Source organism: Psychrobacter faecalis, assembly GCF_016107575.1.
In the GTDB taxonomy this organism is placed as follows: Bacteria; Pseudomonadota; Gammaproteobacteria; order Pseudomonadales; family Moraxellaceae; genus Psychrobacter; species Psychrobacter faecalis.
In genome coordinates, this window is record NZ_JABAST010000007.1 from 43,512 (window position 1) to 69,949 (window position 26,438).

At 43.9% G+C, this 26,438-nt stretch carries 22 protein-coding genes; 15 read left to right on the top strand and 7 right to left on the bottom strand.

What is annotated here, in order from left to right:
- Window positions 1-57: 57 nt before the first annotated feature.
- Window positions 58-1,209 carry an acyl-CoA dehydrogenase family protein gene (locus JFC07_RS03710; protein ID WP_198328147.1) on the bottom strand — a complete coding sequence of 384 codons (1,152 nt, stop codon included), beginning with the start codon at window positions 1,207-1,209 and terminating at the stop codon, window positions 58-60.
- Between the two features lie 726 nt (window positions 1,210-1,935).
- Complete coding sequence (locus tag JFC07_RS03720) at window positions 1,936-2,853, bottom strand: LysR family transcriptional regulator (protein ID WP_198328148.1); 918 nt, start codon at window positions 2,851-2,853, stop codon at window positions 1,936-1,938.
- Between the two features lie 187 nt (window positions 2,854-3,040).
- Here JFC07_RS03720 and JFC07_RS03725 point away from each other — a divergent pair, with 187 nt between their 5' ends.
- The 14 genes from JFC07_RS03725 to JFC07_RS03790 all read left to right on the top strand — a co-directional run bounded on the left by JFC07_RS03725 (window position 3,041) and on the right by JFC07_RS03790 (window position 16,973).
- On the top strand, window positions 3,041-4,213 hold the full coding sequence (locus tag JFC07_RS03725) for a muconate/chloromuconate family cycloisomerase (RefSeq protein ID WP_198328149.1): 1,173 nt from the start codon (window positions 3,041-3,043) through the stop codon (window positions 4,211-4,213).
- Window positions 4,214-4,255: 42 nt separating this feature from the next.
- A complete protein-coding gene (gene catC, locus JFC07_RS03730; RefSeq protein WP_198328150.1) occupies window positions 4,256-4,546 on the top strand; it encodes a muconolactone Delta-isomerase in 291 nt (96 codons plus the stop codon).
- Window positions 4,547-4,646: 100 nt separating this feature from the next.
- Entirely contained in the window at window positions 4,647-5,570 is a 924-nt protein-coding gene (gene catA / locus JFC07_RS03735) for a catechol 1,2-dioxygenase (protein ID WP_227678245.1), read from the top strand.
- A gap of 128 nt (window positions 5,571-5,698) precedes the next feature.
- The gene (gene benA, locus JFC07_RS03740; protein WP_198328151.1) at window positions 5,699-7,084 is read left to right on the top strand and encodes a benzoate 1,2-dioxygenase large subunit; all 1,386 of its coding nucleotides are present in this window, start codon (window positions 5,699-5,701) and stop codon (window positions 7,082-7,084) included.
- 62 nt (window positions 7,085-7,146) lie between these two features.
- Window positions 7,147-7,644 (top strand): benzoate 1,2-dioxygenase small subunit, encoded by a 498-nt coding sequence (benB, locus tag JFC07_RS03745; RefSeq protein WP_020443471.1) that lies wholly within the window; start codon window positions 7,147-7,149, stop codon window positions 7,642-7,644.
- A 65-nt stretch (window positions 7,645-7,709) separates the two neighbouring features.
- Window positions 7,710-8,726, top strand: a complete 1,017-nt coding sequence (benC, locus tag JFC07_RS03750) for a benzoate 1,2-dioxygenase electron transfer component BenC (protein WP_198328152.1) — start codon at window positions 7,710-7,712, stop codon at window positions 8,724-8,726.
- A 58-nt stretch (window positions 8,727-8,784) separates the two neighbouring features.
- Complete coding sequence (locus tag JFC07_RS03755; protein WP_198328153.1) at window positions 8,785-9,564, top strand: 1,6-dihydroxycyclohexa-2,4-diene-1-carboxylate dehydrogenase; 780 nt, start codon at window positions 8,785-8,787, stop codon at window positions 9,562-9,564.
- Between the two features lie 89 nt (window positions 9,565-9,653).
- Complete coding sequence (gene benE / locus JFC07_RS03760; protein WP_198328154.1) at window positions 9,654-10,883, top strand: benzoate/H(+) symporter BenE; 1,230 nt, start codon at window positions 9,654-9,656, stop codon at window positions 10,881-10,883.
- Between the two features lie 113 nt (window positions 10,884-10,996).
- The gene (locus tag JFC07_RS03765; protein WP_198328155.1) at window positions 10,997-11,686 is read left to right on the top strand and encodes a 3-oxoacid CoA-transferase subunit A; all 690 of its coding nucleotides are present in this window, start codon (window positions 10,997-10,999) and stop codon (window positions 11,684-11,686) included.
- A 59-nt stretch (window positions 11,687-11,745) separates the two neighbouring features.
- Window positions 11,746-12,411, top strand: coding sequence for a 3-oxoacid CoA-transferase subunit B (locus JFC07_RS03770; protein ID WP_198328156.1), 666 nt, complete (start codon window positions 11,746-11,748; stop codon window positions 12,409-12,411).
- A gap of 17 nt (window positions 12,412-12,428) precedes the next feature.
- Complete coding sequence (gene pcaF / locus JFC07_RS03775; protein WP_198328200.1) at window positions 12,429-13,667, top strand: 3-oxoadipyl-CoA thiolase; 1,239 nt, start codon at window positions 12,429-12,431, stop codon at window positions 13,665-13,667.
- 54 nt (window positions 13,668-13,721) lie between these two features.
- Window positions 13,722-14,501: a 3-oxoadipate enol-lactonase gene (gene pcaD, locus JFC07_RS03780; RefSeq protein ID WP_198328157.1), complete on the top strand. Its 780-nt coding sequence runs from the start codon at window positions 13,722-13,724 to the stop codon at window positions 14,499-14,501.
- 274 nt (window positions 14,502-14,775) lie between these two features.
- Window positions 14,776-16,140 carry an MFS transporter gene (locus JFC07_RS03785; protein ID WP_198328158.1) on the top strand — a complete coding sequence of 455 codons (1,365 nt, stop codon included), beginning with the start codon at window positions 14,776-14,778 and terminating at the stop codon, window positions 16,138-16,140.
- 299 nt (window positions 16,141-16,439) lie between these two features.
- Window positions 16,440-16,973 (top strand): DUF2058 domain-containing protein, encoded by a 534-nt coding sequence (locus JFC07_RS03790; protein WP_102076920.1) that lies wholly within the window; start codon window positions 16,440-16,442, stop codon window positions 16,971-16,973.
- 156 nt (window positions 16,974-17,129) lie between these two features.
- On the opposite strand, the gene JFC07_RS03795 is transcribed toward JFC07_RS03790, so the two are convergent.
- The 4 genes from JFC07_RS03795 to speB all read right to left on the bottom strand — a co-directional run bounded on the left by JFC07_RS03795 (window position 17,130) and on the right by speB (window position 23,087).
- Window positions 17,130-18,629, bottom strand: a complete 1,500-nt coding sequence (locus JFC07_RS03795; protein ID WP_191691242.1) for an aldehyde dehydrogenase family protein — start codon at window positions 18,627-18,629, stop codon at window positions 17,130-17,132.
- A 93-nt stretch (window positions 18,630-18,722) separates the two neighbouring features.
- A complete protein-coding gene (locus tag JFC07_RS03800) occupies window positions 18,723-20,129 on the bottom strand; it encodes a YjiH family protein (protein WP_198328159.1) in 1,407 nt (468 codons plus the stop codon).
- A gap of 126 nt (window positions 20,130-20,255) precedes the next feature.
- Window positions 20,256-21,998 carry a 5-guanidino-2-oxopentanoate decarboxylase gene (locus JFC07_RS03805; protein ID WP_198328160.1) on the bottom strand — a complete coding sequence of 581 codons (1,743 nt, stop codon included), beginning with the start codon at window positions 21,996-21,998 and terminating at the stop codon, window positions 20,256-20,258.
- Between the two features lie 120 nt (window positions 21,999-22,118).
- Window positions 22,119-23,087, bottom strand: coding sequence for an agmatinase (speB, locus tag JFC07_RS03810; protein ID WP_191691247.1), 969 nt, complete (start codon window positions 23,085-23,087; stop codon window positions 22,119-22,121).
- Window positions 23,088-23,341: 254 nt separating this feature from the next.
- On the opposite strand from speB, the gene JFC07_RS03815 reads away from it, so the two are divergent.
- A complete protein-coding gene (locus tag JFC07_RS03815; protein ID WP_198328161.1) occupies window positions 23,342-24,241 on the top strand; it encodes a LysR family transcriptional regulator in 900 nt (299 codons plus the stop codon).
- A gap of 46 nt (window positions 24,242-24,287) precedes the next feature.
- Here the strand turns inward: JFC07_RS03815 and JFC07_RS03820 are convergent, their stop codons facing one another.
- Window positions 24,288-26,078, bottom strand: coding sequence for a potassium/proton antiporter (locus JFC07_RS03820; RefSeq protein WP_198328162.1), 1,791 nt, complete (start codon window positions 26,076-26,078; stop codon window positions 24,288-24,290).
- Window positions 26,079-26,438 lie beyond the last annotated feature (360 nt).

The window sequence follows — 26,438 nt, forward strand, 5'->3', positions numbered from 1 at the left end:
AGCTAGTTTTAAATAAGGAAGTGTTGAGAAGCGCGCATTCTGCTCACTCATAAGCGATTACATAAAGCGCGAGGCCAGCTCTTTCATGATTTCATTGGTGCCGCCGTAGATTTTTTGTACGCGAGCATCGGCATACATACGAGCGATTGGGTACTCTGACATATAACCGTAACCACCAAATAACTGTAAGCATTCATCCATCGTTTTACACTGTTTTTCTGTCACCCAGTACTTGATTAAGGATGCTTGCGCGGCGTCAAGCTTACCCTGTATTTGCGCCTCAACTGCTGAATCACATAAGGCTTTTACCGCTAAATAATCCGCTTGTACCTCAGCGAGCTTAAAGCGCGTGTTTTGGAATTGCCAAATTGGCTTGCCAAAGGCTTCACGCTCTTTGACATATTTAAGCGTCAGCTCTAACGCCAGTTTCATCGCGCCGCAGCCACTTAAAGCAATAATCAAGCGCTCTTGTGGCAGCTCTTGCATCATGTGTATAAAGCCGAGCCCCTCGACACCGCCTAGTACGTTTTTTTGTGGCACACGCACATTACTAAAGAAAAGCTCTGAAGTATCTTGTCCAGCAAGACCCGTCTTTTTCAGGTTACGGCCACGTGTAAAACCCTCTAAACCGTCGGTCTCAACAAGAATCAGCGAGACGCCTTGCGCGCCCTTATCGCGGTCTGTCTTACAAGCTAATAGCACGATATTGGCATGCTGACCATTGGTGATAAAGGTTTTTGAACCATTAATGATATAGTCGTCGCCCTCTTTTATCGCATAAGTTTTGATGGCCTGCAGGTCAGAGCCCGTCGTCGGCTCAGTCATCGCAATAGCACCAATATATTCGCCCGTCGCCATCTTAGGCAACAATGATTTTTTTTGCTCTTCAGTTCCAAGCTTATAGATATATGGAGCCACGATACCTGAGTGCACCATACCGCCATAACTGGCTCGGTTCGCCTGCGCCTGCGCCAAAAGAATCGCGGCTTCATGACCAAAATCACCGCCGCCGCCGCCGTACGCTTCTGGTATTGACGCACATAAAAAGCCCATCTCGCCGGCCTCTTCCCAAGCCGCGCGGTCAATCATACCGTTTTCTCGCCACTGCTCGTCTTTGTCCTCCCAGCTTTGAAACATTTTTAGCGCACTGTCATATACCATTTCGTGTTCTTCAGTCATCCATTTTGCTGGAAATGCTTTGATACTCATACGGGTCATCCTTGACGTAAATTAACAGACATAAATTAAAAAATAATGAAATTGATACGATTAAAACTAACGTTTATTAGAATAATAGCCAATATACGGTAATCATAATTACCATATATGTTAACTCTCTAAAGCCATATATTTAACAACTCGCAAAAACATACTAAATTAACCAAAAGCTTTGTTCAATAAACTTGTATAAAATCGTGCTGGGTAGATTTGACCACATACCCTACCCTAAGACTGTTCCTTATATTTCATAAAAAAAGGCTTGTTCGCAGCGATACGACAAGTCTCTTTTTATGGTATTTTCAAGGTTTTCAGAATGTATAAGACTGTGGCGGACCTTATACTTAGATATCGTTGAGATATGCTGCATCAAGCGCATAACGGAATCTGGTAAACGAATAATCATATTAGGGTAAGTTAGCAAACCCAAGCTTAGCACACTCTTTCAAAGCACTTACTCTTTGATAATTTAAAAATAGTTCAACTTTAGAAGTTGCAGATTTATAATGCTACTTAAGCATGCGTTAAACCTTTATCAGCTCTTTATAGTCAGTCTTCTAGTTCAGCAAAATCGTATTCACGACGATTATAATAAGGGCTACCACAAACGAGCCGTGCTACTTCCGCCGGCCCTGCTTCGGGTTTGTAATGGAATTCTGGCATAAAACTATCCTATTATGAGTTCATATTAAGGTTATTAATAAGCAATTGATCTTCTTAAATTTTTTCAAGCTTATAATCAAACCCTTCTTCATCGTAAATCTGATAAGTCACCTCCAACAATGTTTTTAATAGCTCTGATTTGTCAAAATGCCTCACACTCATAACAATAGGCGAGGTTAAAAGCCCGTCCTCGAAAGGAATATAAGTCACTTCCTGATTCCGTAGATGCTCAAGCGTTTTTGGTACAATAGTCAAGCCCTCACCTGCTGCTACCAATCCTAAAGCAATATGCAGCTCACGTACTTCAGTAAAATAGTTTGCTTTTAGATTGCGTGACTCAAAGAGCTCTAAGACAAAATCAATAAAGCTAGGACGAGGTGCCATTGGATATAACAATAAATTTTCATTGGTTAAATCCATTAAACGAATGCTCTTTTGTTGCTCTTTTGCCAATCGATGCTTGTTAGGAACCGCAACCACTAAACGCTCCTGTCTTAGTAATAATCGCCTAATAGAAGCGTCTTCAAATAAAAGCCTCCCAAAACCGACATCTATTTTGCCTTCTACTAAGCTTTGCGTTTGCTGCCAAGAGTTCAATTCATATAATTTAATCTTTATATTTGGATACACCTCTCTGAAGCGCGCAATCACTTTCGGCAATATGCCATACAGTATCGACGACACAAAACCTATCGATAATGTGTTGTCAAAGCTGCCTTTACGAAAGGTCATTGCCCGCAGATCATCTGATTTTTTTATTATCTGAAGCGCATGATCATAAAAAAAGTCGCCAGCTTCTGTAAGCTTTAAAGGGCGATTGTCCCTATCAATGAGCGTGACGCCGATCTCTTCTTCCAACTGTTTTATCTGACGGCTCAGTGGGGGCTGTGAAATAAACAAACGCTCTGCTGCCTTATTAAAACTTTTTTCCTCTGCTACCGCTACAAAATAGCGTAAATGTCTCAATTCCATTGAACATTATTCCTTAAGTGACCTATAAGCCTATCGATACCTAAAGAACATAACACGGTGAAGGTTGATTATCAAAATACCCAAAAGGTATCAATATCAGACTAAATAGGTCTTAGACATGTCGTTATCTAATAACTATAGTTCTTATTAAGCATAAGGAAGCATCATCTATTCAATAGGGACTGTCATGATTCGTTCAATTAATACTTTATTGGTACCAATACCTACTATAAGGGCTCATAAGCTCGCTTGTACCGTTATGAACGAACAAGTCTTGGTCTTGGTACACATTCAAACAGAAGATGGCTACGAAGGTTGGGGCGAAGCGACCACCATTGGCGGCCTAAGCTACGCAGAAGAAAGCCCTCATAGCATCAAAACCAATATCGATACCTACTTTACCCCTCTTTTATTAAAAGAACAGCCGACTAGTCCAGCAAAAGCTATGCAGCTGCTAAGTCTTCATATCAATGGCAACCGCTTTGCAAAGTGTGCCATCGAAACGGCTCTACTCGACATTGAAGGTAAACGCCTAAACCTACCAGTAAGTGAGCTAATTGGTGGCCGCGTTCGTGACCGTATCGAAGTGGCTTGGACGCTTGCCAGCGGCAATACAGCGACCGATATCGCCGAAGCTAAGCGTATGATTGAGCAAAAGCGCCATCGCATTTTTAAATTAAAAATCGGTAGCAATCCGATTATTGATGATGTTGCCCACGTATTGGCTATCAAAAAAGCGCTGCCTGATTGCCGCATTACGGTTGATGTTAACCAAGCATGGACAGAGCTTGAGGCAATGCAAGGTATTAGTCTATTGCAAGCTGGTGGCGTTGATTTAATAGAACAACCTGTCTCAATGCGTAATAAAGCCGCTCTAAAACGTTTAACTGATCGCTTTGATGTGGCGATTATGGCGGATGAAATTGTCCAAGATCCTCAGAATGCCTTTCATTTAGCAGCAGATCATTATGCTGATGTCTTTGCGGTAAAAATTAATCAAGCAGGCGGATTGAGAGCAGCTTGTCTTATTGGACAAATGGCACATCTAGCAGGTATCGAGCTGTATGGCGGCACTATGCTTGAAGGGCCTATCGGTACGGTGGCCTCAGCTCATGTATTCTCAACCTATCCCAGTCTAAATTTTGACACCGAACTGTTTGGTCCGTTGTTATTAACCGACGATGTTTTAGCACAGCCTCTTGATTATCAAGATTTTGGGTTAAATGTACCTACGGGCGCAGGTCTTGGTATCGAAGTAGATAGCGATAAAGTCTATCACTACGCCAAACAAGCAATCAATAATTCACTTAAATCATCGAAGCCGCAATTTTCTACTAATCCTCAAACTGAAATGCTGTAACAGCTAAAAAAATTACCCATCATCAAATATAAGGAAATAATTATGTTATATCACGTCAGAATGGATGTCTTAATCCCAACAGATATGGACGCCGATAAAGTCAACGAGCTTAAAGCTACAGAAAAAGAGCTGTCACAAAAGCTCCAAGAGCAAGGTAAATGGCGTCATATTTGGCGCATAGCCGGTCAGTACTCTAACTTCAGTATCTTTGATGTTGAAAGTAATGAAGAGCTACACGACATTATGATGTCTCTGCCACTTTACCCCTATATGAAAGTTGAAGTGACACCATTGTTACGTCATCCATCATCTGTTCGTAGTGATGACAGCTAAAGCAAGCCAGTACAGCTGATATCAGAATCCATAAAAATTTGAGTAAGAATACTCACTATAAAAACCCCTTAACAAAACAGTCCTCAACAAGGAGAGAGACATGGAACGCAGCCAAATTGAAACATTAGCTACGCAGTTCACCAAAGGTAAAATCGATTACCCAGAGCAAGTCAATCCACGCGTACAAGAGATTGTCTTGCGTATCGTGACCGACCTTATGCAAACCATTAACGACTTAAAAATCACTGCCGATGAATATTGGTCTGGCGTTGAGTTTATCGGTGATTTGGGCAAAGAAGCTGGTTTATTATCACCAGGCTTGGGTTTCGATCACTTCATGGATTTAATGATTGAAGAGGATTTAAAAGCAGCCGGTCTTGACGGTGGTACTGTACGTACTATTGAAGGTCCACTCTATGTCGCTGGTGCGCCAGAAGAAAAGGGCTTTGCGCGTCTAGATGATGGCACTGACCTTGATAATGGCACCGTGCTATTTATGCAAGGCACTGTTTATGGTGAAGATGGAAAGCCTCTTCCAAACGCAAAAGTTGAAGTGTGGCATGCCAACAGCTTAGGTAACTACTCTTTCTTTGATGAATCACAGTCTCATTTCAACTTACGTCGTAGCATCATTACCGATGAAAACGGAAATTATGCATTCCGCAGCATCGTGCCGCTAGGTTACTCGGTACCACCAGAAGGAATGACGCAAAAAGTATTGGGCGCGCTAGGACGTCACGGTCATCGCCCAGCTCACATTCATTTCTTTGCCAGTGCTGACGGTCATCGCAAACTGACCACGCAGATTAACATCGATGGCGATGAGTACCTATGGGATGACTTTGCTTTTGCAAGCCGCGAAGGTTTGGTACCAGAGGTAACGATGGTCGAAGATGCGGACAAGCTAAAAGAAAAAGCGCTTGATAAGCCTTACGCAAGTATCGACTTTGACTTTCATTTAGTAAAAGACATTGACCAAGCTATACAAGGCAGCGAAGTAGAACGCCGCCGTGCTCAAGGTTAATGAGCACTCATATTAAATAGCATTCATTAATAACGATTAGCGACTTACGTTTGATATGTCCTCAGTTGTCGTATCAAACGTTAGCTTCTAATCTCATTTTATACCGTCATTATACAAGGAAGGCAGCCATGAGCGAGCGTATCAATCTAGTACCTGAAGGATCAGACATCACTATTGATGATTTTTTAGAAGAGAACAGTGAAAAAGGGATTTATCGCCTGCATCGTAGCGCCTTCACTAACGAAGAGTTGTTCGAGCTTGAGATGAAGTACATCTTTGAAAACAATTGGGTGTATTTGGCTCATGAGTCTCAAGTTCCTGATAACAACGACTACTACACCTCATACATTGGTCGTCAGCCTGTTATTCTTGCCCGCAATAAAGAAGGCGAGCTGCACTGCATGATTAACTCATGCTCACATCGTGGTGCACAGCTCTGCCGACATAAAAAAGGCAATAAAGCCACTTACACCTGCCCATTCCACGGTTGGACCTTTAACAACTCAGGTAAGCTGCTTAAAGTTAAAGATCCAAGACATGCAGGCTATCCAGAATGCTTCAATAAAGAAGGCTCACACGACCTAAAACAAGTGAAGATGGCCAATTATAAAGGCTTTATCTTTGCCAGCTTAAATGATGATGTTCAGTCAATCGAAAACTGGCTTGGCGGCTCTACCAAAATTCTTGACATGATTGTCAATCAGTCGCCAGAGGGTCTAGAAGTGTTACGCGGCACCTCAACCTATACCTTTGATGGTAACTGGAAACTGCAAGCTGAAAACGGTGCTGACGGCTATCACGTATCAGCCGTCCATTGGAACTACGCTGCGACAACTGCGCGCCGTAAAGAAACTGAAGCTGTCAAAGAAGACAATATCAAAGCCATGAACGCTGGCAAATGGGGTCGACAAGGCGGTGGGTTTTATTCTTTTGAAAACGGTCACATGCTGTTATGGACACAATGGGAAAACCCACAAGACCGTCCAAACTACGCTTATCGCGATGAGTATGTCGCCAGCTACGGTGAAGCCATGGCGGACTGGATGATTGAACGCTCACGTAACTTATGCCTATATCCAAACGTCTACATCATGGATCAGTTCGGCTCACAAATTCGTATGCTCCGCCCTATCGCGGTTGACAAAACTGAAGTTAGCATCTGGTGTATCGCACCAAAAGGCGAAAGCGATGAGTCACGTGCACGCCGTATCCGTCAGTATGAAGATTTCTTTAACGTTACTGGTATGGCAACACCTGATGACTTAGAAGAGTTCCGCTCGTGTCAAGAAGGTTATAACGGTATCAAGCTTGAATGGAATGATATGTGCCGAGGCTCTGAGCATTGGATTCAAGGTGCAGATGAAGGCGCTGCCGCTATTGACCTTAAACCTTTGATGAGTGGTGTTAAGACTGAAGATGAAGGGCTATATACCGTCCAACATCGTTACTGGCATGAAGAGATGAAAAAAGCTCTAGAGCAAGAGCAGCAGCTACACGGTGCTAATAGCGACTAATACATTTTTATTATTACTCTGCTATTTATTGTAGAACTGACAAAAAAATAAGGATATCAATCATGAAAAATGCAACTGTTAACATTGAAGACATTAGACAGTTTCTATACCGTGAAGCGCGTTTATTGGATGAGAAAAAATGGGAAGAATGGCTCACTTATTACGATGAAGACTGCCCTTTCTGGATGCCAAGTTGGGATGATGATGGTCAGCTCATCAGCGACCCACAACGAGAAATCTCGCTGATTTATTATCCGGATCGCCGTGGTCTTGAAGATCGTATCTTCCGCATCGAGACTGAGCGCTCATCAGCGACCATACCTGATACGCGTACCACGCACAATTTATCGAATATTGAATTACTCGAAGACAATGACGGTATTGTGACGGTACGTTTCAACTGGATCAACAAGTCCTTTCGCTATCACGAGACCAATACCTATTGGGGTTACTCTCAGTACAAAATAGACATGACTCAAGACCAACCAAAAATTTTGGATAAGTATGTGGTCTTAAAAGACGACTATGTGCATCAAATTATGGACGTCTATCACGTCTAATCATTATTCACTCATTATTTAGTCACTAGCTTTTAATTAATACGTGTTGAAAAGGGATATTTCTCATGGAATATAATATTGCTCTACAGTTCGAAGACGGCGTCACAGGCTTCATCAAATGTGAAGCCGACGAAACCGTCGCCGAAGCCGCTTATCGTCAAAAATTTAATATCCCTGTGGATTGCCTTGATGGTGCTTGCGGTACTTGCCGTTGCCATTGTGAATCTGGCAGCTACGACATGCACCCTGATATGTATATCGAAGATGCACTGACAGAAGCTGAAGCCGCTGAAGGTTATGTACTCACCTGCCAGATGATTCCAGAAAGCGACTGCGTGATCAAAGTACCAACCTCCTCTGAAGCCTGTAAAGTTGGTAAATCTACTTTTAAAGGTAAATTACAGCAACTCAATGTGTTGTCTGAATCTACCATTCACTTTGGCGTCGAAGTCGACAATCCAGATACGCTAGTATTTTTGCCAGGCCAGTATGTCAATGTCAGTATTCCTGATTCTAACGAGACACGCTCTTACTCATTTAGCTCTGTACCCAATGCCAAGCAGGCTGAGTTCGTCGTTCGTAATATTCCTAACGGTAAGATGAGTACTTTTTTATCTGACATCGCTCAGATTGGCCAAGATATTGATTTCGAAGGCCCATTTGGTAGCTTTTATCTACGTCCTCTTGTTCGTCCGACATTATTCCTAGCAGGTGGTACCGGTATTGCGCCTTTTCTATCGATGCTAAAAAGCTTAGAGATGTCTGGTGCTCACCATCCTGTCAGGATGGTCTACGGCGTCACCAACGACTTTGATCTTATAGAAGTTCAGAAACTAGAAGAAGTCAAACAAAACCACCCTTGGTTTGACTACCGCACCTGTGTCGCCACTGAAGACAGCCAGCATGAGCGTAAAGGCTATGTTACCGGTCATGTTGATAACGAGTGGCTGAACGATGGTGACGTCGATGTCTACTTGTGTGGTCCGTTAGGGATGGTAGATGCTGTGAGTAATTGGTTAGATAGTAGCAACCTCAAACCAAGTAATTTTTATTATGAGAAATTCACACCTAGTGAGCAATAATAGAACCTAAAGGCATCCCTTTAGTAGCAGAGCATGAGCAAGTTTTTAGGAGACGGTCATGAGTAAAAGATTTGATCATAAAGTATGTATTGTCACTGGTGCTGCTCAAGGCATCGGACGCGGAGTTGCACTGCGCTTGGCAAGCGAAGGCGGCAAAATCGTCATGGTAGACTTCTCTCCATTAGTAGAAGAGGTGCTAGCTGAAATCATCACTAACGGTGGGGATGCAGTTACTATTCAAGCTGACCTTGAAACGCATCAGGGTGCTAAAGAAGCTATCGACAAGGCAATAGATACTTACGGGAGAATTGATGTTTTGGTCAACAATGTCGGCGGCGCAATATGGATGAAACCTTTTACCAGCTTCTCTGAAGCAGAAATTCAAAAGGAAATCAGCCGCTCATTATTTCCAACATTATGGTGTTGTCATGCGGTATTACCAACCATGGTCAAACAGCAATCAGGCACTATTGTTAATGTGTCCTCTATCGCTACTCGCGGTATCAACCGCATACCCTATTCGACAGCGAAAGGCGGCGTGAACGCCATGACCGCATCGCTCGCTTTTGAGTATGCAAACGATGGTATCCGTGTGAATGCAGTGGCAACTGGCGGTACTGAAGCGCCGCCCAGAAAGATTCCACGTAACGCCAAACCATTAACTGATGATGAAAAATCATGGATGAATGCGGTGGTTGATCAGACCATTGATCGCACCTTTATGAAACGCTACGGCACGATTGATGAGCAAGTCAATGCCATCTTGTTTTTAGCATCCGATGAGTCTTCTTATATTACTGGTAGTACCATTCCTGTGGGCGGTGGCGACGAAGGCTAATAATTAATCTGCCAATAAATAGCATGAACCTGAATTTGTCATCCCAAACTGTTAATCCCATGACAAATGCTAATTTGCAAGGAAGCAATATGGCCTCTGTAATCCAAACCTTAAAAAGCGATTGGTCGCTCTCCGCCTCGGTTGCAGGGTTCTTAGCGGTTCTTATTTCTTATGCGGGTCCTTTGATTATTTTTTTTCAGGCCGCACAAGCCGCACAAGTTTCAGATGCCATGATGGCGTCTTGGATTTGGGGTGTCTCCATCGGTGCGGCTATTTCTGGTATATATTTGTCTATTAAATATAAAACACCGGTTATTACAGCATGGTCCGCCCCTGGTACCGCTTTACTGGTTACCCTATTTCCACAGATGAGTATTAATGAAGCTGTTGCCGGTTATATCATCTCAGCGATTGTCATATTTATCGTGGGGGCAACAGGTTACTTCGACAAAATATTAAAATGGATTCCTAACGGTATCGCCGCTGGCATGATGGCAGGGATTCTATTTCAATTCGGCTTAGAATTATTTAAAGCCACTGATAGCATGCCATTTATCGTCTTTAGCATGCTCGGTTGCTATTTATTAGCCAAACGCTTTTCGCCGCGCTATACGATGATTTGGGTACTACTGTGCGGTGTTATCTTAAGCGTCTTACTTGGCAAAATGAACCCTGTCAATTTCGATTTAGCTATCACTATACCTACTTTTATTGCCCCTGAATGGTCGTGGAACTCAACGTTTAACCTCGCTATACCACTCATCCTTGTGAGCTTAACTGGCCAGTTTTTACCCGGTATGGCTATTTTAAATCTTAGCGGTTACGACACGCCAGCCAAGCCTATTGTGAGTGTTACAAGCCTCGCCTCGTTAGCAGTTGCATGTGTTGGTGGTATCACTATCGTACTTGCCGCTATCACAGCCGCGCTTTGTACTGGCAAAGATGCGCATGAACTTAAGGAAAAGCGCTATATCGCAGGTGTCGCTAATGGCATCTTCTATTTATTTGGCGGTTTATTTGCTGGCAGTATCGTGATGGTATTTAGCTTGCTTCCAAAAGAGCTTGTCGCGGCACTGGCCGGCCTTGCATTAATCGGTGCCATTTCTGCCAATATCACCATTGCTATGAAAAATGATGAGCAAAGAGATGCAGCGTTAATTACCTTTTTGGCGACAGCATCGGGTATGAGCTTTTTGGGATTAAGCTCTGTTTTTTGGGGCATTCTTATTGGCATGATTGCTCACTATATTCTGACCAAAAAACGCCTACTACCAACATCATCTATCTCATTAACGACCTCTAATAATGAAGCCAATTAAGAGCAAGTCTCTTACGAAAAAAATTAAGTAGTGTCAGAGCAATGAGTCCAACCCATGTACCACTTATTAATTTTAAAGACACTACCTCATATGACTTTTTATAGGATATAAACATGATTAACAAAGCAGAGAAAAATATCACTGACGTACTTAGTCAAATCAAAGATGGCGCCACCATCATGATTGGTGGCTTTGGCACAGCGGGTCAACCCGCTGAACTCATTGATGGACTTATTAATTTAGGCGTAAAGGATTTGGTCATCATTAATAATAATGCCGGTAATGGCGATCACGGCCTTGCCAAGCTCTTAAAAACAGGTGCTGTGCGTAAAATCATTTGTTCTTTCCCGCGTCAATCGGATTCTTGGGTATTTGATGAGCTTTATCATGCTGGCAAGATTGAGCTGGAGCTAGTACCACAGGGTAATTTGGCTTGCCGTATTCAAGCAGCAGGTATGGGACTCGGTGCGGTATATACGCCCACAGGCTTTGGTACTTTACTCGCAGAAGGTAAGGAAACTCGAGAAATCGATGGTAAAGACTATGTTCTTGAATATCCGATCAAGGCTGATTTTGCTTTAATCAAAGCTTCTAGAGGCGATCGCTGGGGCAATTTAGTCTACCGCAAGTCTGCGCGTAACTTTGGTCCTATCATGGCAATGGCGGCTGATATTACTATCGCCCAAGTCTCCGAAACGGTTGAGCTTGGCGCGCTTGATCCTGAGCACGTTATTACGCCGGGTATCTTTGTGCAGCATGTGGTGCAAATTCAGCCTGCTAGCACTGAATCTGCTAGCGCTTAACTTTCTAGCACAGCTACTACAGCCACCGCTTAATACTGCCAACTATAAGGAGCGTCATCATGAGCCATACTTCCTACACCGTTTTGACCCGCGATCAAATCGCCGAGCGTGCTGCACAAGATATTCCAGATGGTGCCTATGTCAATTTAGGCATCGGACTACCGACCAAAATTGCCCAATACCTACCGGATGATAAAGATGTATTTTTGCATTCAGAAAACGGCTTATTAGCTTTTGGACCGCCACCTGCTAAAGGCGAAGAAGATCCCGAGCTGATTAATGCCGGAAAAGAGTACGTCACCATGCTCGATGGCGGTAGCTTCTTTCATCATGGCGACTCTTTTGCCATGATGCGTGGTGGTCATATCGATATTTGCGTATTGGGTGCGTTTCAAGTAGCTGCCAATGGCGACTTAGCCAACTGGAGCACGGGTGCGCCAGATGCAATACCTGCTGTTGGCGGCGCTATGGACTTAGCCGTCGGTGCCAAAAAAGTCTTTGTGATGACCAATCACACCACCAAAACTGGCGACCCTAAAATCGTTAGCAAGCTTACCTACCCCGTGACTGGCAAAAACTGCGTTGATCGCATTTATACTGACTTATGTGTTATTGATGTCACTGATAAAGGTTTGGCCGTCACTGAAATAGTCGATGGCTTAAGCTTTGCGGACTTACAAGCATTGACGGGTGCGACGCTAATTGATGCTACAAATTCAAAATAATAAAAAGGACAAGGATGATGACTGTTTCAACCACTGGTTTAAATAATGCTTATATTATCGATGCCATTCGCACCCCTTTTGGTCGCTACGGCGGCGGTCTAGCACCTGTCCGTGCCGATGACTTAGGTGCTATCCCTATCAAGGCGTTAATGGAACGTAATACCAATGTCGATTGGGTAAAAGTAGATGACGTTATTTACGGCTGTGCTAATCAGAGCGGTGAAGATAATCGCAACGTCGGGCGTATGTCGTCGTTACTAGCTGGCCTACCTTATCAAGTGCCTGCCACTACCGTGAATCGCTTATGCGGCTCGTCAATGGATGCGTTAGCGATAGCGGCGCGCGCTATTAAAGCGGGTGAAGCGCATCTAATTATTGCAGGTGGTGTTGAAAGCATGAGCCGTGCGCCATTGGTAATGGGTAAGTCAGATCAGGCGTTTGGTCGTAGTCAAAAGCTCGAAGATACCACGATGGGCTGGCGCTTTATCAATCCAAAGCTTGATGAGCTATATGGCACGGAGACCATGCCAAAAACAGCTGAAAACGTCGCAGAGCAGTTCAATGTCAATCGCGCTGACCAAGATGCATTTGCATTACGTAGTCAACAACGTACCGCAGCGGCGCAAGAGGCAGGGTTTTTCAAAGATGAGATTACTCCTGTCGTCATTCCACAACGCAAAGGCGATCCTGTCAGTGTCGATACTGACGAGCATCCTCGTGCTGATACCACGCTTGAGAAGTTGACCAAACTACGCCCTATCGTCACCGCAGAGGGTACCGTGACGGCTGGCAATGCGTCAGGTATCAATGATGGCGCAGCGGCTTTTTTAGTGGCATCAGAGCAAGCCGTTAAAGAGTTTAATCTAAAGCCGCGTGCACGTATTGTGGCCTCAACTACGGTAGGCGTTGAACCGCGTATTATGGGCTTTGCCCCAGCACCGGCGATGAAAAAGCTGCTTAAGCAAACTGGACTGTCAATCGATGAGATGGATGTCATTGAATTAAACGAAGCCTTTGCCGCTCAAGCTCTCGCCTGTACGCGTGACTTAGGGTTAGCTGATGATAGCAAGCGCGTCAACCCTAATGGCGGTGCGATTGCCCTTGGTCATCCACTCGGCGCCTCAGGAGCACGTTTAATTTTAACAGCACTCAATCAACTTGAGAAAACAGGTAAGCGTTATGCCATCTGCTCGATGTGTATTGGCGTTGGACAAGGTATCGCAATGATTATTGAGCGGGTTAATTATCAAGCGTGATACTCATCCCTACATATGTCTTCAACACTTTAATCCTAAATAAGGATGCTTAGTATGCCCATATTTAACAACCAAGAAATTGCCCTAAACTATGCCACTTTTGGCGATAAAAGCAGCCCTGCTCTGATATTTTCTAACTCCTTAGGTACCAGCTATCATATGTGGCAGCCGCAAATCGATGCCTTACAAAACGATTATTTTATTATCTGCTACGACACCCGTGGCCATGGTAAGTCTTCCGCACCAAAAGGTCCTTATAGTTTGGATCAGCTTGGACAAGACGTTATTGATTTGCTTGATTATCTAAACATCGATAAAGCGTTTTTTTGTGGCATCTCTATGGGCGGAATGACGGGTCAATGGTTAGCTATCAATTACCCTGACCGCTTCCATCACTTAATGCTATGCAATACCGCCGCGAAAATTGGCAATGAGGATGCTTGGGTAGATCGGGCAAAATTGGTACGTGAGAAAGGATTAGAACCTATTGCATCGACAGCTGCTTCGCGTTGGTTTACAGCAAGTTTTATCGATGATTATCCAGATGCAGTTAAAGCATTATCTGACGCTCTCGTAGCTGGCAGTAGCGAGGGTTATGCCAGCTGCTGCGAGGCATTATCTGACGCTGATACACGTGAACAGCTAAAAGATATCCGCGTGCCAGTTACGGTGGTTGCAGGTTCTAAAGACCCAGTGACGACGGTTGCCGATGGTCAATATATGGTCGAACACATCCCTAATGCTAAGCTTGCGACTATCGATGCTTCACATATCTCAAATATTGAACAGCCTGACGTGTTCAATCAATTAATCAAACAATATTTTCATGACTAATAGAGTTACGGATATCATCAGATTTTTTAGTAATAAAAAAATAGTCTAACAAATAAGAGCTTAAATCTTTCATTTGATTTAAGAAAAGCACCTGTATATCTAAAGGATATGTAGGTGCTTTTCTCTTTTACCACATGTCACCGCCCTTTATTAAGTTACGTCAAAATCTATACCTTATAGGTATAGATTAATACTCAGATGGTTTTTGACTTGCTTGATAGAAAACAATAACTTAATAAAGACTTATAGGGATATTACCCACGGAGAAAAAAGAATGGACTCACCTACTTTAAACATCAATAGGGTTATTGATGAAGCCAAATTTGCACCTTTTCACTGGAAAGTCTTATTTTGGTGTTTATTGATTATTATCTTTGATGGCTATGATCTTATTATTTATGGTGTAGCATTGCCCCTACTCATGGAGGAATGGTCATTAACCGCAGTACAAGCAGGTTTTCTTGCCAGTGCTGCACTTTTTGGCATGATGTTTGGCGCTATGATTTTTGGAACACTATCAGACAAGATTGGACGCAAAAAAACCATTATGATTTGCGTCGGCTTGTTCAGTAGCTTTACTTTTCTTGGTGCTTTTGCTGGTGGCCCAATACAGTTCGCCACTTTGCGCTTTATTGCAGGCCTAGGTATCGGTGGTGTTATGCCTATCTGTGTTGCTTTAACCTCCGAATATGCACCAAAACGTATTCGCAGTACTTTAGTTGCTATAATGTTTAGTGGTTATGCCATTGGTGGCATGGCATCGGCATTATTAGGCTCGTTTTTGGTGGTAGATTTTGGCTGGGAGATTATGTTTTATATCGCTGGCATTCCAATGCTACTTTTACCAATTATTTGGAAAATGTTGCCTGAATCTTTGATGTATTTGGTAAAAGAGATGCGAGATAAAGAAGCCAAAATTATTGTTAAAAAATTGGCACCGCAAGAAACGATTACCACTTCTACCAGTTTGCTACTGGACGAGCCGACCAAAGGCGATGATGCACCAATTAAAGCCTTATTTCTGAAAAACCGTGGTTTCACTACTATCATGTTTTGGGTCGCTTTCTTTATGTGCTTACTGATGGTGTACGCCCTTGCTAGTTGGTTGCCAAAACTAATGATTCAGGCGGGTTACTCACTAGGTGCAAGCATGCTGTTCTTATTTGCACTCAATATTGGTGGCATGGTGGGAGCTATCGGCGGCGGCATACTGGCTGATAAATTTCATCTTAAACCTGTCTTAGCCATCATGTTTGCCCTAGGCGCTGCGGCGTTGATACTGCTTGGCTATAACAGCCCTCAGCTAGTACTATATACTCTGATCGCGATTGCAGGCGCTACGACTATCGGCTCACAGATACTACTCTACACCTTTGTCGCACAGTATTATCCGACGAGTGTACGGACAACAGCTATGGGCTGGGCATCAGGTGTTGGTCGTATTGGTGCTATCGTAGGTCCTATCTTAACTGGAGCCCTACTCACCCTTGAGCTAAGCCATCAAACAAACTTCTTGTTTATCGCGATACCAGGATTAATTGCAGCCACTGCTATTTTCCTTGTGAATTTAAGCGCAGCAGTGGATGGCAAAACAAACAAGGCACAACCAGTAACTTTAGATACGCCTATAGCAACCTAAATTTGACTAAACTCTATTTTTATTCAAGTATTTTTATATTACACCTATATAGCTTTTAGCGTACTCACGATGTGGGTGCGTCTTTTTGACAATTTGAATAAAAGCTTAGCTCTTTATCTTTAAACCTTATGTGAGAGATATTATGTACAATTACTTTTTAAAATTATTCTTTTAAGGCGTAATGAACGATTTTTACGCCAGACTGTGACAGTACTGCACAAAATTTGCTACCATAACCTTTTTAAACACTATAATTTCAGATTTAGGCAATTTCACTTAGGTACTTAGGTAATACAGACATGGCCAAAAACGCCCTACAAGAACAACTCTTAAAAGCTGGATTGGTGGATAGCAAAAAAGCCAAAAAAATCAGCAAACAGTCGCAGCATGCCAAGCGCACAGGTGACGCCTCAAACCTTGAAGCCAAAAAAGCCTTGGCAGACGCTCAAGCCAAAAAAATAGAAAAAGACCAAAAGCTCAATCAAGAAAAACAGCAGCTTTTAGAAGAAAAAACGCTAAGAGCCAACGTTATCCAAATGATTAGGCAACATCAAATCACAGAAACACAGGGTGACATCACTTATCAGTTTGTTGATAATGGCAAAATTAAAAAGATTTATATCTCCCAAAAGCTCTATGATCAAATCGTAGCGGGTCATGTGGTGATTGCGCGCTTAGAAGACGATTATGCGCTGCTGCCTCGTCCACTAGCTGACCGTATCAACGCCAAGCTCGAAGGCTTTATTGTGGTGTCGAATGACAAGTCAGAGGTCGAGCTGGCAGAAGATGATCCTTATGCCGCTTACGTCATTCCAGATGATTTGATGTGGTAATCTACCATTTTATTGCTAAGCATTAACCAAAATCCCCTATATAGAATATCTATAACAGGGGGTTTTTATTAGCGAGATAGAAAAACATTCTAAGCGCAGCAAAGCATTATGATTAAAATGATAACGATTAAAATGACAAGGCGCTAAAATCAGCAATTACGACGGTAGCAAAACGTGCTTACTCTTCTGATAAGCAGACAAGCCATCAGCACCCAATTCGCGACCAATGCCACTTTGCTTAAACCCGCCCCAGCCTGCTTCGGGCAATACGATTTGCTGCTCGTTAACCCAAATATGACCAGCTTGAATTTGTAGCGCCATCTCTAACGCTGCACTTTCATTGGCGCTCACAATAGTCGCTGCCAAGGCATACTTACTATCATTGGCAAGTTCAACCGCCCACGCATCGTCTGCAAAGGTGGTACTGACCAATACCGGCCCAAATACTTCTTCTGTCCATAACCGACTACTCACTGGTACCTCTGTATAAATGGTCGGCGTGACAAAATACCCTTGACGCTCTAGTATCTTGCCACCTGTTAGGCAATTAAGATTTTCATCAACCGCGATATCGATATACTTTTTGACTTGCGCAAGTTGCTGCGCACTGACCAATGGACCCATTTGCGTATCGACAGCAAAACCATCGCCAATTTTCAAAGTTTCTGTTTTTGTTTTCAGTGCGTCAAATAACGACTGCGCAATGTCTTGATGGACGAGCAATCTTGAGGTCGCAGAACAAATCTGACCGGCGTTGGTAAAGATACCACCGATGATTAAATCACAGGCATAATCAATATCAGCATCTGCGCGCACTACGATAGCGGACTTACCACCAAGCTCTAGACTGATATCCTTGATACCTGTTGCTGCTTGGCGCATTACTTTTTCACCGACGACATTACTGCCGGTAAAAGACACTTTGTCAATCAACGGGTGGCTGGTCATCGCCGCACCTACTTCTGCTGCGCCCGGTAGGATATTGACCACCCCTTTTGGCAGATTAATAGTAGACAATATATTGCCCAGCATCAACTCTGGTAATAGTGTCACCTCTGACGGTTTGAGAATAACAGTACACCCTGCCGCCAGCGCGGGCGCTAGTTTCCAAGCGGTGGTGACCATCGGAAAGTTCCAAGGCGCGATAAGGGCGCAAATACCAACGGGTGCATAGGTTTTTAATAAGCGTATGCTTGACTCGTTTGTCTCGACCTTAGACCAAGTCGTCTGCTCGGTGATAAGATTGGCATAATAGCGATAACAAGCAATGGCGTCGCTCACGTCTATTTTCGCCTCTGCAATCGGCTTACCATTATTCAATACCGACAACGCAACCAGCTTCTCAAACTGCTGCGCCATCGTATCTGCAATCGCCTGCAGATAACGCGCGCGCTCATTGACGCTGGTTTGCGACCAAGTTGCATAAGCGCGTGATGCAGCATAAGCGGCGCTGTCTACCTGTGCGCTACGACACAAGCGAGTTTTTGCAATGACTTCGCCGGAGTTTGGATCATATAAAGCATGCTCATCTACTGATTCAGAGGCTGCAATCGTGACCCAATCACCCTCTATGTAGGCGGCATTTAACCTAACTTCATTTTTCATGCTTTGCTGAGCGGCGGCTCTCGTTAAGGATAAAGAATTTGTTATTTCCATGATGACTAGTTGCCTTATATTGTTTAATAAAGTTGTCTTTACGCTAACTGTTCACTGCTTTTTTAATGCCAAAATGAGGCGTTGCAATCACGACTAATACAATAGATGCGCCACCGACGTAATGACCACCAAGCTAATCAGCGTCCGCAAGATAAAAATTATAAACAGCTCTAAGACGTTCAGCTTGATGTTTGATTTCAATATCAGCGCGCCTACCTCAGACATATAGATAATCTGGGTAATAGAAGCTGCACCAACGATAAAACGCGTCATTTCACTCTCAATACTTTTACCAACCAATGCTGGCAAGTACATATCGGCAAAGCCCATAATCATCGCAGGCGCGGCCTCTGCTGCCTCTGGAATTTGTAGTAATTCAAGCAACGGCACGAGCGGCGCAGAGAGCCAATTAAATACCGGCGTGTATTCTGCTAAACCAAGACCAATAACGCCGATAGCAAAAATAACCGGAATTAAGCCAAAATAAATATCAAATAAGTTCTTTAGGCTGTGCTTAAACACCCTCCCTAAGCTTGGCATAGAATGCGCGCGCGTGACGGCACGATTGATCGCCCATTGGTAAGTAGAATACTCAGTAGGGATTTCTTCATCGAGCATACTTTTACCAGAATGATAAGTGTCAGGCTTTAATGACAGCGGCGGTATACGCGGCATAATAATCGCAGCGATAAAACCAGTTGCAGCAATGGTCAGATAAAAGAAAACAAAGTTGTTGTCAACGCCGATGGTTTTGGCAACGACATAGGTAAAAGCGATGGATGTCACCGAAAAAGTGGTGGTGATAATTGCTGCTTCACGCTGACTATAGTAGCTTTTATCATACTCTTGCATGGTCACCAGCAGACCAATAGAGGCGGCGCCAAACCAAGAGGACATGGCATCGACCGCAGAGCGACCCGGCAACCTGAATAACTTAACGAACACCTTGCTAGCTAAAGTACCCAAAAATTCCATCAAACCGAAATCTGTAAGAAACGGTAAGGATAAAATGGCAAAAAAGAACAAAGGAATCACAACAGGAATCAGATCTTCGAAAATCACGCCGCCGGTATTATGATTGATAATAAACTCAGGGCCGACTTGTAAATAAATCATCCACGCAAACAGCACGCCCAAAAAGCGGGCAGCAAACCAAAACCAATCGACATCAAAAAGCTTTGTCCACATGGAGCCTGCGGGCAGATTGGGTCTTAAAACCTTAACGGTCAGCGCCCCGATAAAGGAGGTCGTCACAATCGCCAATACCGCGTAAACCACATAACTGCCCAGCACTGCTTGCAAGGTATCGCTTAATACGCCCAATAAAATGGTGACTTTGCCATCCCACTGAAAGGGAATAATAAACAGCGCAATACCCAGTGCTGAAAATAGCAAAAACTTCCACATGGAGGCGCGCCAATGTAGTCCTTCTGGCGTGCCTGAAACGATGGTATTGTTACCTAAGATTGGCTGCTGGGATTTATCTATATAGTTCGTCATTCAATCCTCCTTGATAGGTGACGAGCGTCAATTTTTTCTTTGGCGGCCCAATCTATCCATAGACTGAGCGCATTGCGCAAATAGTTAGATAACGTTTTATAAGTTATTTTTAGTAGCAATTATGCTTTAGCTAAAGCAGGTAAAACCTTTACCCATTTCAAGAAGAAATGCATCGGCTTCATCGACTTCATAAATAATTGGTTGTTTGCCTTTAATATCCTCTTGCAAGGCATCTAATAGCTGCTGCTTATCTGTGATTCGACGATAACCGGCGCTAAATCCTGCGGCTAACCGCTCAAAGTTCGGGGTTTTTATATTAACTCCAATCAAAGGCAAGCCACCCTCTTGCATATAGCGGCGAATCTCACCATGACCTTGGTTGTTCCATAACAGCACAATTAATGGTAGCTCAAGCTCAGCGGCACAGATTAGCTCGGCAATAGTAAATTGAATACCGCCATCACCAATCAGGCTGATAACGGGCGCTTTTGAGCCAATCATGGCACCAATCGCGGCGGGCAAACCATAACCCAGGGTGCCAAAGCCCGTCGATGAGTTAAACCATCGACGCGTAGTTAACGCTTCAAAGCCAAGATTGCCGCTATAAACAGGCTGGGTTGAATCGCCAACGAAGATAACGTCTTCCACCTCATCTCGAATCAGCTGTAGCAGCGCGTTTTGACCAGCAAAATCTGGCGTCATTTCTTCTATCAACGCTTGCTTTACCTTTGCTACTCGCGGTGCTGCTTGATGATGCAGCGGTTGATTTTCTAAGCGCGTACATAGACCACTAATAGCCATTTGCGCATCCGACAATAGCGCAATATCCGCTCTAAACGGACGCTGTAATTGCTGAGCGTCACAGTCGATACGAATCAACGTGCCATTGATTTTGAACCCACCATTAAAAAAAACATCATAATCAGTCTCACCAAGCTCCGTACCTATCGCCAATACTAAGTCGGCCTCGCTAATGACGGCGCGACCAGCGGCCAATGATTGATTGCTACCCAAACTCAGCGGATGCGCAGGCGGCAGTAAACCTTTGGCATTGATGGTCAAAAATGTCGGCGCATCGATAAGTTCTGACAGTTTTTGTGCGTCATGATTAACATCCACGCAGCCACCACCATAAAGTAAGACTGGATTTTTTGCCGTTTTTAAGGTTTCAGCAATCAAATCTAATTGTGCAGGGTGAGGAAGTGGTTTGTTTGCTTGTAGTTGTGCCAAAATATTATTAGCAGATTGGCTGTTTAGAGAAGTATCTAGCTTATTTAGTTTAGGCGGCTTGGCGACATGGCGGGCATCAGCGGTAATCACATCAATGGGCAGCTGGATATGCACCGGCCCTGGACGCGCGCCATTAAATAACGCAAAAGCTTCGGCGATGACTTTCGGTAACGACTCAGGTTGCCAGATGGTTTTACTCATGAGCGCAACCTTACTGACCATACCTTGCTGGTCATGCAGCTCATGTAAATGCCCTTCACCGCTGCCGGTATGCTGCACTTTATTGACACTAGATATCACCAGCATCGGTATAGAATCCGCCAATGCTTGCGCCATCGCCGTCATGATATTGGTCATGCCGGGACCAGTGATGATAAAGCACACTCCGACTTTACCAGACGCGCGGTAATAACCATCCGCCATAAAGCCTGCGCCTTGCTCGTGACGCGGCGTCACGTGGCGAATATTGGTATTCGGCAGGCCACGATATAGCTCGACCGTATGTACGCCCGGAATACCAAATACCGTCTTCACCCCGTAATATTCTAACCACTGGACAAGTAGCTCACCACAAGTTAGAGATGAGGCAGTTGGCGCGGAATTTGGCAATGAAGAAGGCGTTTGTAGAGAATGCGTCATGAGTTAATCATCCTAAAAAATTTAATAGCAATTAAATAAGTCGTTCAGTATCAAATCCAAGCTAAACCCAAACTACCCTTTAATTCCTTATAAAGGACAGTTTGGGTTTATAAATTATTTTCAATAAATGGCTTTAACCTTATCGTCATAGCGCACGCCCGGTAAGATACATAGCATCTCAAATAGCAGGTTCGCGGCTAGTACCGAGGTGTTACCAAACGGGTCATACGGCGGTGACACTTCTACTAAATCGCCACCGACCACATCAAGGCCACGCATACCGCGAATGATTTCGATACCTTGAGTGGATGTCAAGCCACCGATTTCAGCGGTTCCCGTACCCGGTGCAAACGCAGGATCAATACCATCAATATCAAAACTTAAGTATACTGGGCCAGCGCCTAATTTTTCGCGCACTTCTGCCATTAATGGTATCAGTGATTTATACCAGCACTCCTCAGCAGGCACGACGCGAAAACCCTGCTCGGTTGACCAATCAAACTCTTCGGCGCTATAACCCGTGCCACGCAGACCAATCTGAACGACGCGATTGCCATCGATGAGGTTCTCTTCGACAGCTCGGCGGAACGGCGTACCATGAGCGATTTGTTCGCCAAACATCTCATCATTGATATCGGCATGGGCATCGATATGTACCATCCCAACAGGGCCATATTTTTTGGCGAGCGCACGTAAGATAGGCAAAGCAATGGTATGGTCGCCGCCTAATGTCAACGGAATAGCGCCATGACTGAGGATTTTATCGGTATAGAATTTCTCAATAATATCGACACTTTTTAGCAGGTTAAAGGTGTTGATAGGCACGTCGCCAATGTCAGCGACTTGTAAGGACTCAAAGGGAGCGGCGCGAGTGGCGACGTTATAAGGGCGAATCATACGGGATTCATCGCGAATCTGGCGTGGTCCCAATCTAGCACCGCTACGGTTTGAGGTGCCGATATCTAAAGGCACGCCAACAAAAGCCACGTCTAGCCCCTCAGCATCCGCTTGGGTTGGCAGGCGCATCATAGAGGCGAAGCCGCCAAATCTTGGCATATCGTTGCCGCTTAATGGTTGATTGAATTTCATCACTTACATCCTTATATCGATTGGTCAAAACAGACAGTGTGTCTACATTACTTTTTATCTATATTACTTTTTGTCTATGCCGTTTTTTCTATAGCTCTGACAATACCTAAATATCAGAGGCGAGACCATGGTAAAATTTAGAAGTAAACTTCTGGTTTTTCGTAGTAACTTTGATTTATTCGTTATTTATAGAAGTTATATAAAAAATTTGGTTAAGACGGTTTAAGATAATAGATACGGGGACATGACTTTCCATGCTAGATGAATTGATAAAAATTGACATCAAGACCCTGCGCAGCTTTATGGCCATCGTGGAATGCCAAGGCGTGACCGCCGCGCAGTCACGCTTAAATATCACCCCGTCTGTCATTAGCGGTCATTTAACCCATTTAGAAGATCGTTTGGGTATGACGCTTTGTCATCGCGGGCGCGCGGGTTTTAAGCTCACCGAAGACGGCGCAGCGGTTTATGAGGCTTGCTTAAGCTTTAATGAGGCGGTGGCCAGCTTTCAGCATCAATTGCACTATATTCGGCAACTGGATTCGGTACGCGGCGGTCATATTCGATTATGTCTTATCGATCAGATGCCAACATTTTTTTATGATGTCTTGCGTCAATGCTTGGCTGCGAGCTATCGTCAAAACCCACTGATACATTTTTCTATCGATGTGCAAAGCCCTGAGAGTATGCTTGATAAGTTACTTAGCAATGAAAGTGATATTGGCGTGGGTTATTTTAGCAGCTTCCCGCCCCTATTGACCTTTCAGCCAGCATTTATCGAAAAGCAAGTCGTCTGCTGCGGACGCGAGCATCGGCTATTTTATGAGGCAGACGGTTTAACTTTTGAGGACTTGGAACAAAATTATCCTTGGATAAAACGGGGTTATATTACTGACCTAAGTATCAACCATGTGCGTCCAAAAACGTTAAGCGCCACCACTTATCATATGGAGGCGACCGCACAGTTAATTTTGGCGGGTCATCACGTCGGCTACCTTCCCAATGATTTGGCCAAGCGTTATGAAGAGAAAGGAATGATGAAAATACTATTGTCCAATGAGGCAAGCCATGAGGTCAAACACCATTGGGCTTATCGAGAAAATCTGCATAAGCACGTCGCTGATTTTTTGCAGCAAATGACTGGGCTTTTATAGAGTGACAAGTATTTAATGGATAATAATAAAGAATAACGATAAACAGCTACCCTGCTTTTGGTAGCTCTTCACGTTTTAAACCAATCGTTCTAAGTTTGCCTTTATCATCGACTTCTTTGATGACCAGTGACCATTCATCATTAATCCCCACTGTATCGCCCGATACCGGCGCCATATCTAGGTTACCTTTGACGTATTCAGCAACCGTTTGCTGCCACATATTTTTTTCGTTATCTTCTGGTTTGGACTTAAGCTTATCGACCAAAGACTCAGAGGTCATAACACCAGTAAAAAATGGCAAATCGCCCAGCTTAACACTCGGTGATAGGAGCCAATCGCCATAAAAATCATCGATAGCTTTGCGGTCTAAGGTGGTGTCATTAAAAATCCGCGCAATTTGGCTGGCATGATTGCCGCGCATCGCATACCACACGCTATCACCAAATTTCAGCTTAGTGTCTTCGTCGACAATCACAATTTGCTGCCCGCGTACCAAGGCAAACACACTAATTTGATCAGGGTTAACGTGGTTAGAAATGCTTTTTGGATGACGTCCAATCGCAAACGCCCCAGACTTTACTTGAAACTGATATAAAGTAATACTTGCCTTGTCCGATACCCAAACCTCATGCTTCTCTTCGGGGTCTTTGTTATTGGGAATGCGTACTTTAAATAAATCCGCCATAAAGGGAATGGTTGTGCCTTGCAAAATCAAGGATAAAACTACTACGCCAAAGGCAATATCAAACAGCATAAAGGCGCCGTCAATACCCGCCATTACGGGCAAAATAGCAAGGGTAATCGGTACGGCACCGCGCAAGCCAACCCAAGAAATAAAACCGATTTCTCGGTCTTTAAATTTAAAAGGTTTTACGCTGCTATAGACCGCGATAGGACGAGCAATCAAAATCATAAAGGCGGCAATCGCAACCGAGTAATACCAAACGTTAATGACATTCGATGGCGTCACCAATAGACCCAGCACCACAAATAAGACGGCTTGCGATAGCCACGCAAAGCTGTCCATCACGCGCATGACATGCTCGGTTGAGCGCACTTTATGGTTGCCTATCAGCACGCCAGCCAGATAAACCGCCAAAAACCCACTACCACCGATTAAATTGGTCGCCGCAAACACTGCCAAGCCCGCCGACAATATCAAAATGGCATACATGCCTTCTGCCAAATGTATCTTCGGTAACAGCCTTGCCAATAAGTAACCGAATAATAAACCCATACCGAGGCCAAAGCTCAGCTGCTGTAATAGCAAGCCTATAAAGCCCAGTACCGTTTGTCCCTCAGGGTCGACATTTAGCGCAATCAATCCGGTGACTAATAAAATAGCTAGTGGATCGTTGGCACCAGATTCGAGCTCCAACGTCGCTTGTACACGGTCGTTAAGCTTCACACCGCCATTTCGCAGCAATGAAAATACCGCTGCCGCATCGGTCGAACCGACAATAGCTGCCATCAATAGCCCAAAACGCCAATCGACATCGAGTAGCCACGTGACAAAGACGCCCAGTATCATGACCGTTGCCAGCACTCCCCACGTGGCAAGAGTAATAGCAGGTCTTAGCCCCACTCGAAAAGATTTAAAGGAGGTGCGCAGTCCACCATCTAACAAAATACAAGCCAGCGCCGCCTGCCCGACAAAGTTAGCAAGACCATATTGAGAGAACTCAATACCCAAGATACCTTCTTCACCGGCGAGCATGCCCACGACTAAAAACAACAATAATAGCGGCACGCCCAAACGCGCCGACAAGGTACTTGCCATGATACTGGCAAAAATTAAAACTGCTCCTACGAAATACAGGATATTTAAGGTATCCATCTTTTTTAAGCCCTATTTTTAATCATTATTATGTAAGTGTGTCCTTTAGCTTTTCTAGCGTACTTGTTGCAAAAGCTTCAAATTGAAATGCTTTAAATTAAACAGTCTTATTGTAGTTTTCTTAACTGTCTAACTTTAAAAACCCAATCTATAAAAGCCTACTCTATTGTATAACATAGAATCCTAACGGTAGTTTGTGTTAAGCGTCGTACGCCTGCAATTCCTATAGAAAACATTAACTATTGGCTCTTTATTTGTTCAATCATAAAGACTTTTAGCGCCACTATAAACCTTCGTCTGAGAATATTAAAAAAGCCCTATTTAGCATGACGCTAAATAGGACTTTTCTGTTTTATAAAC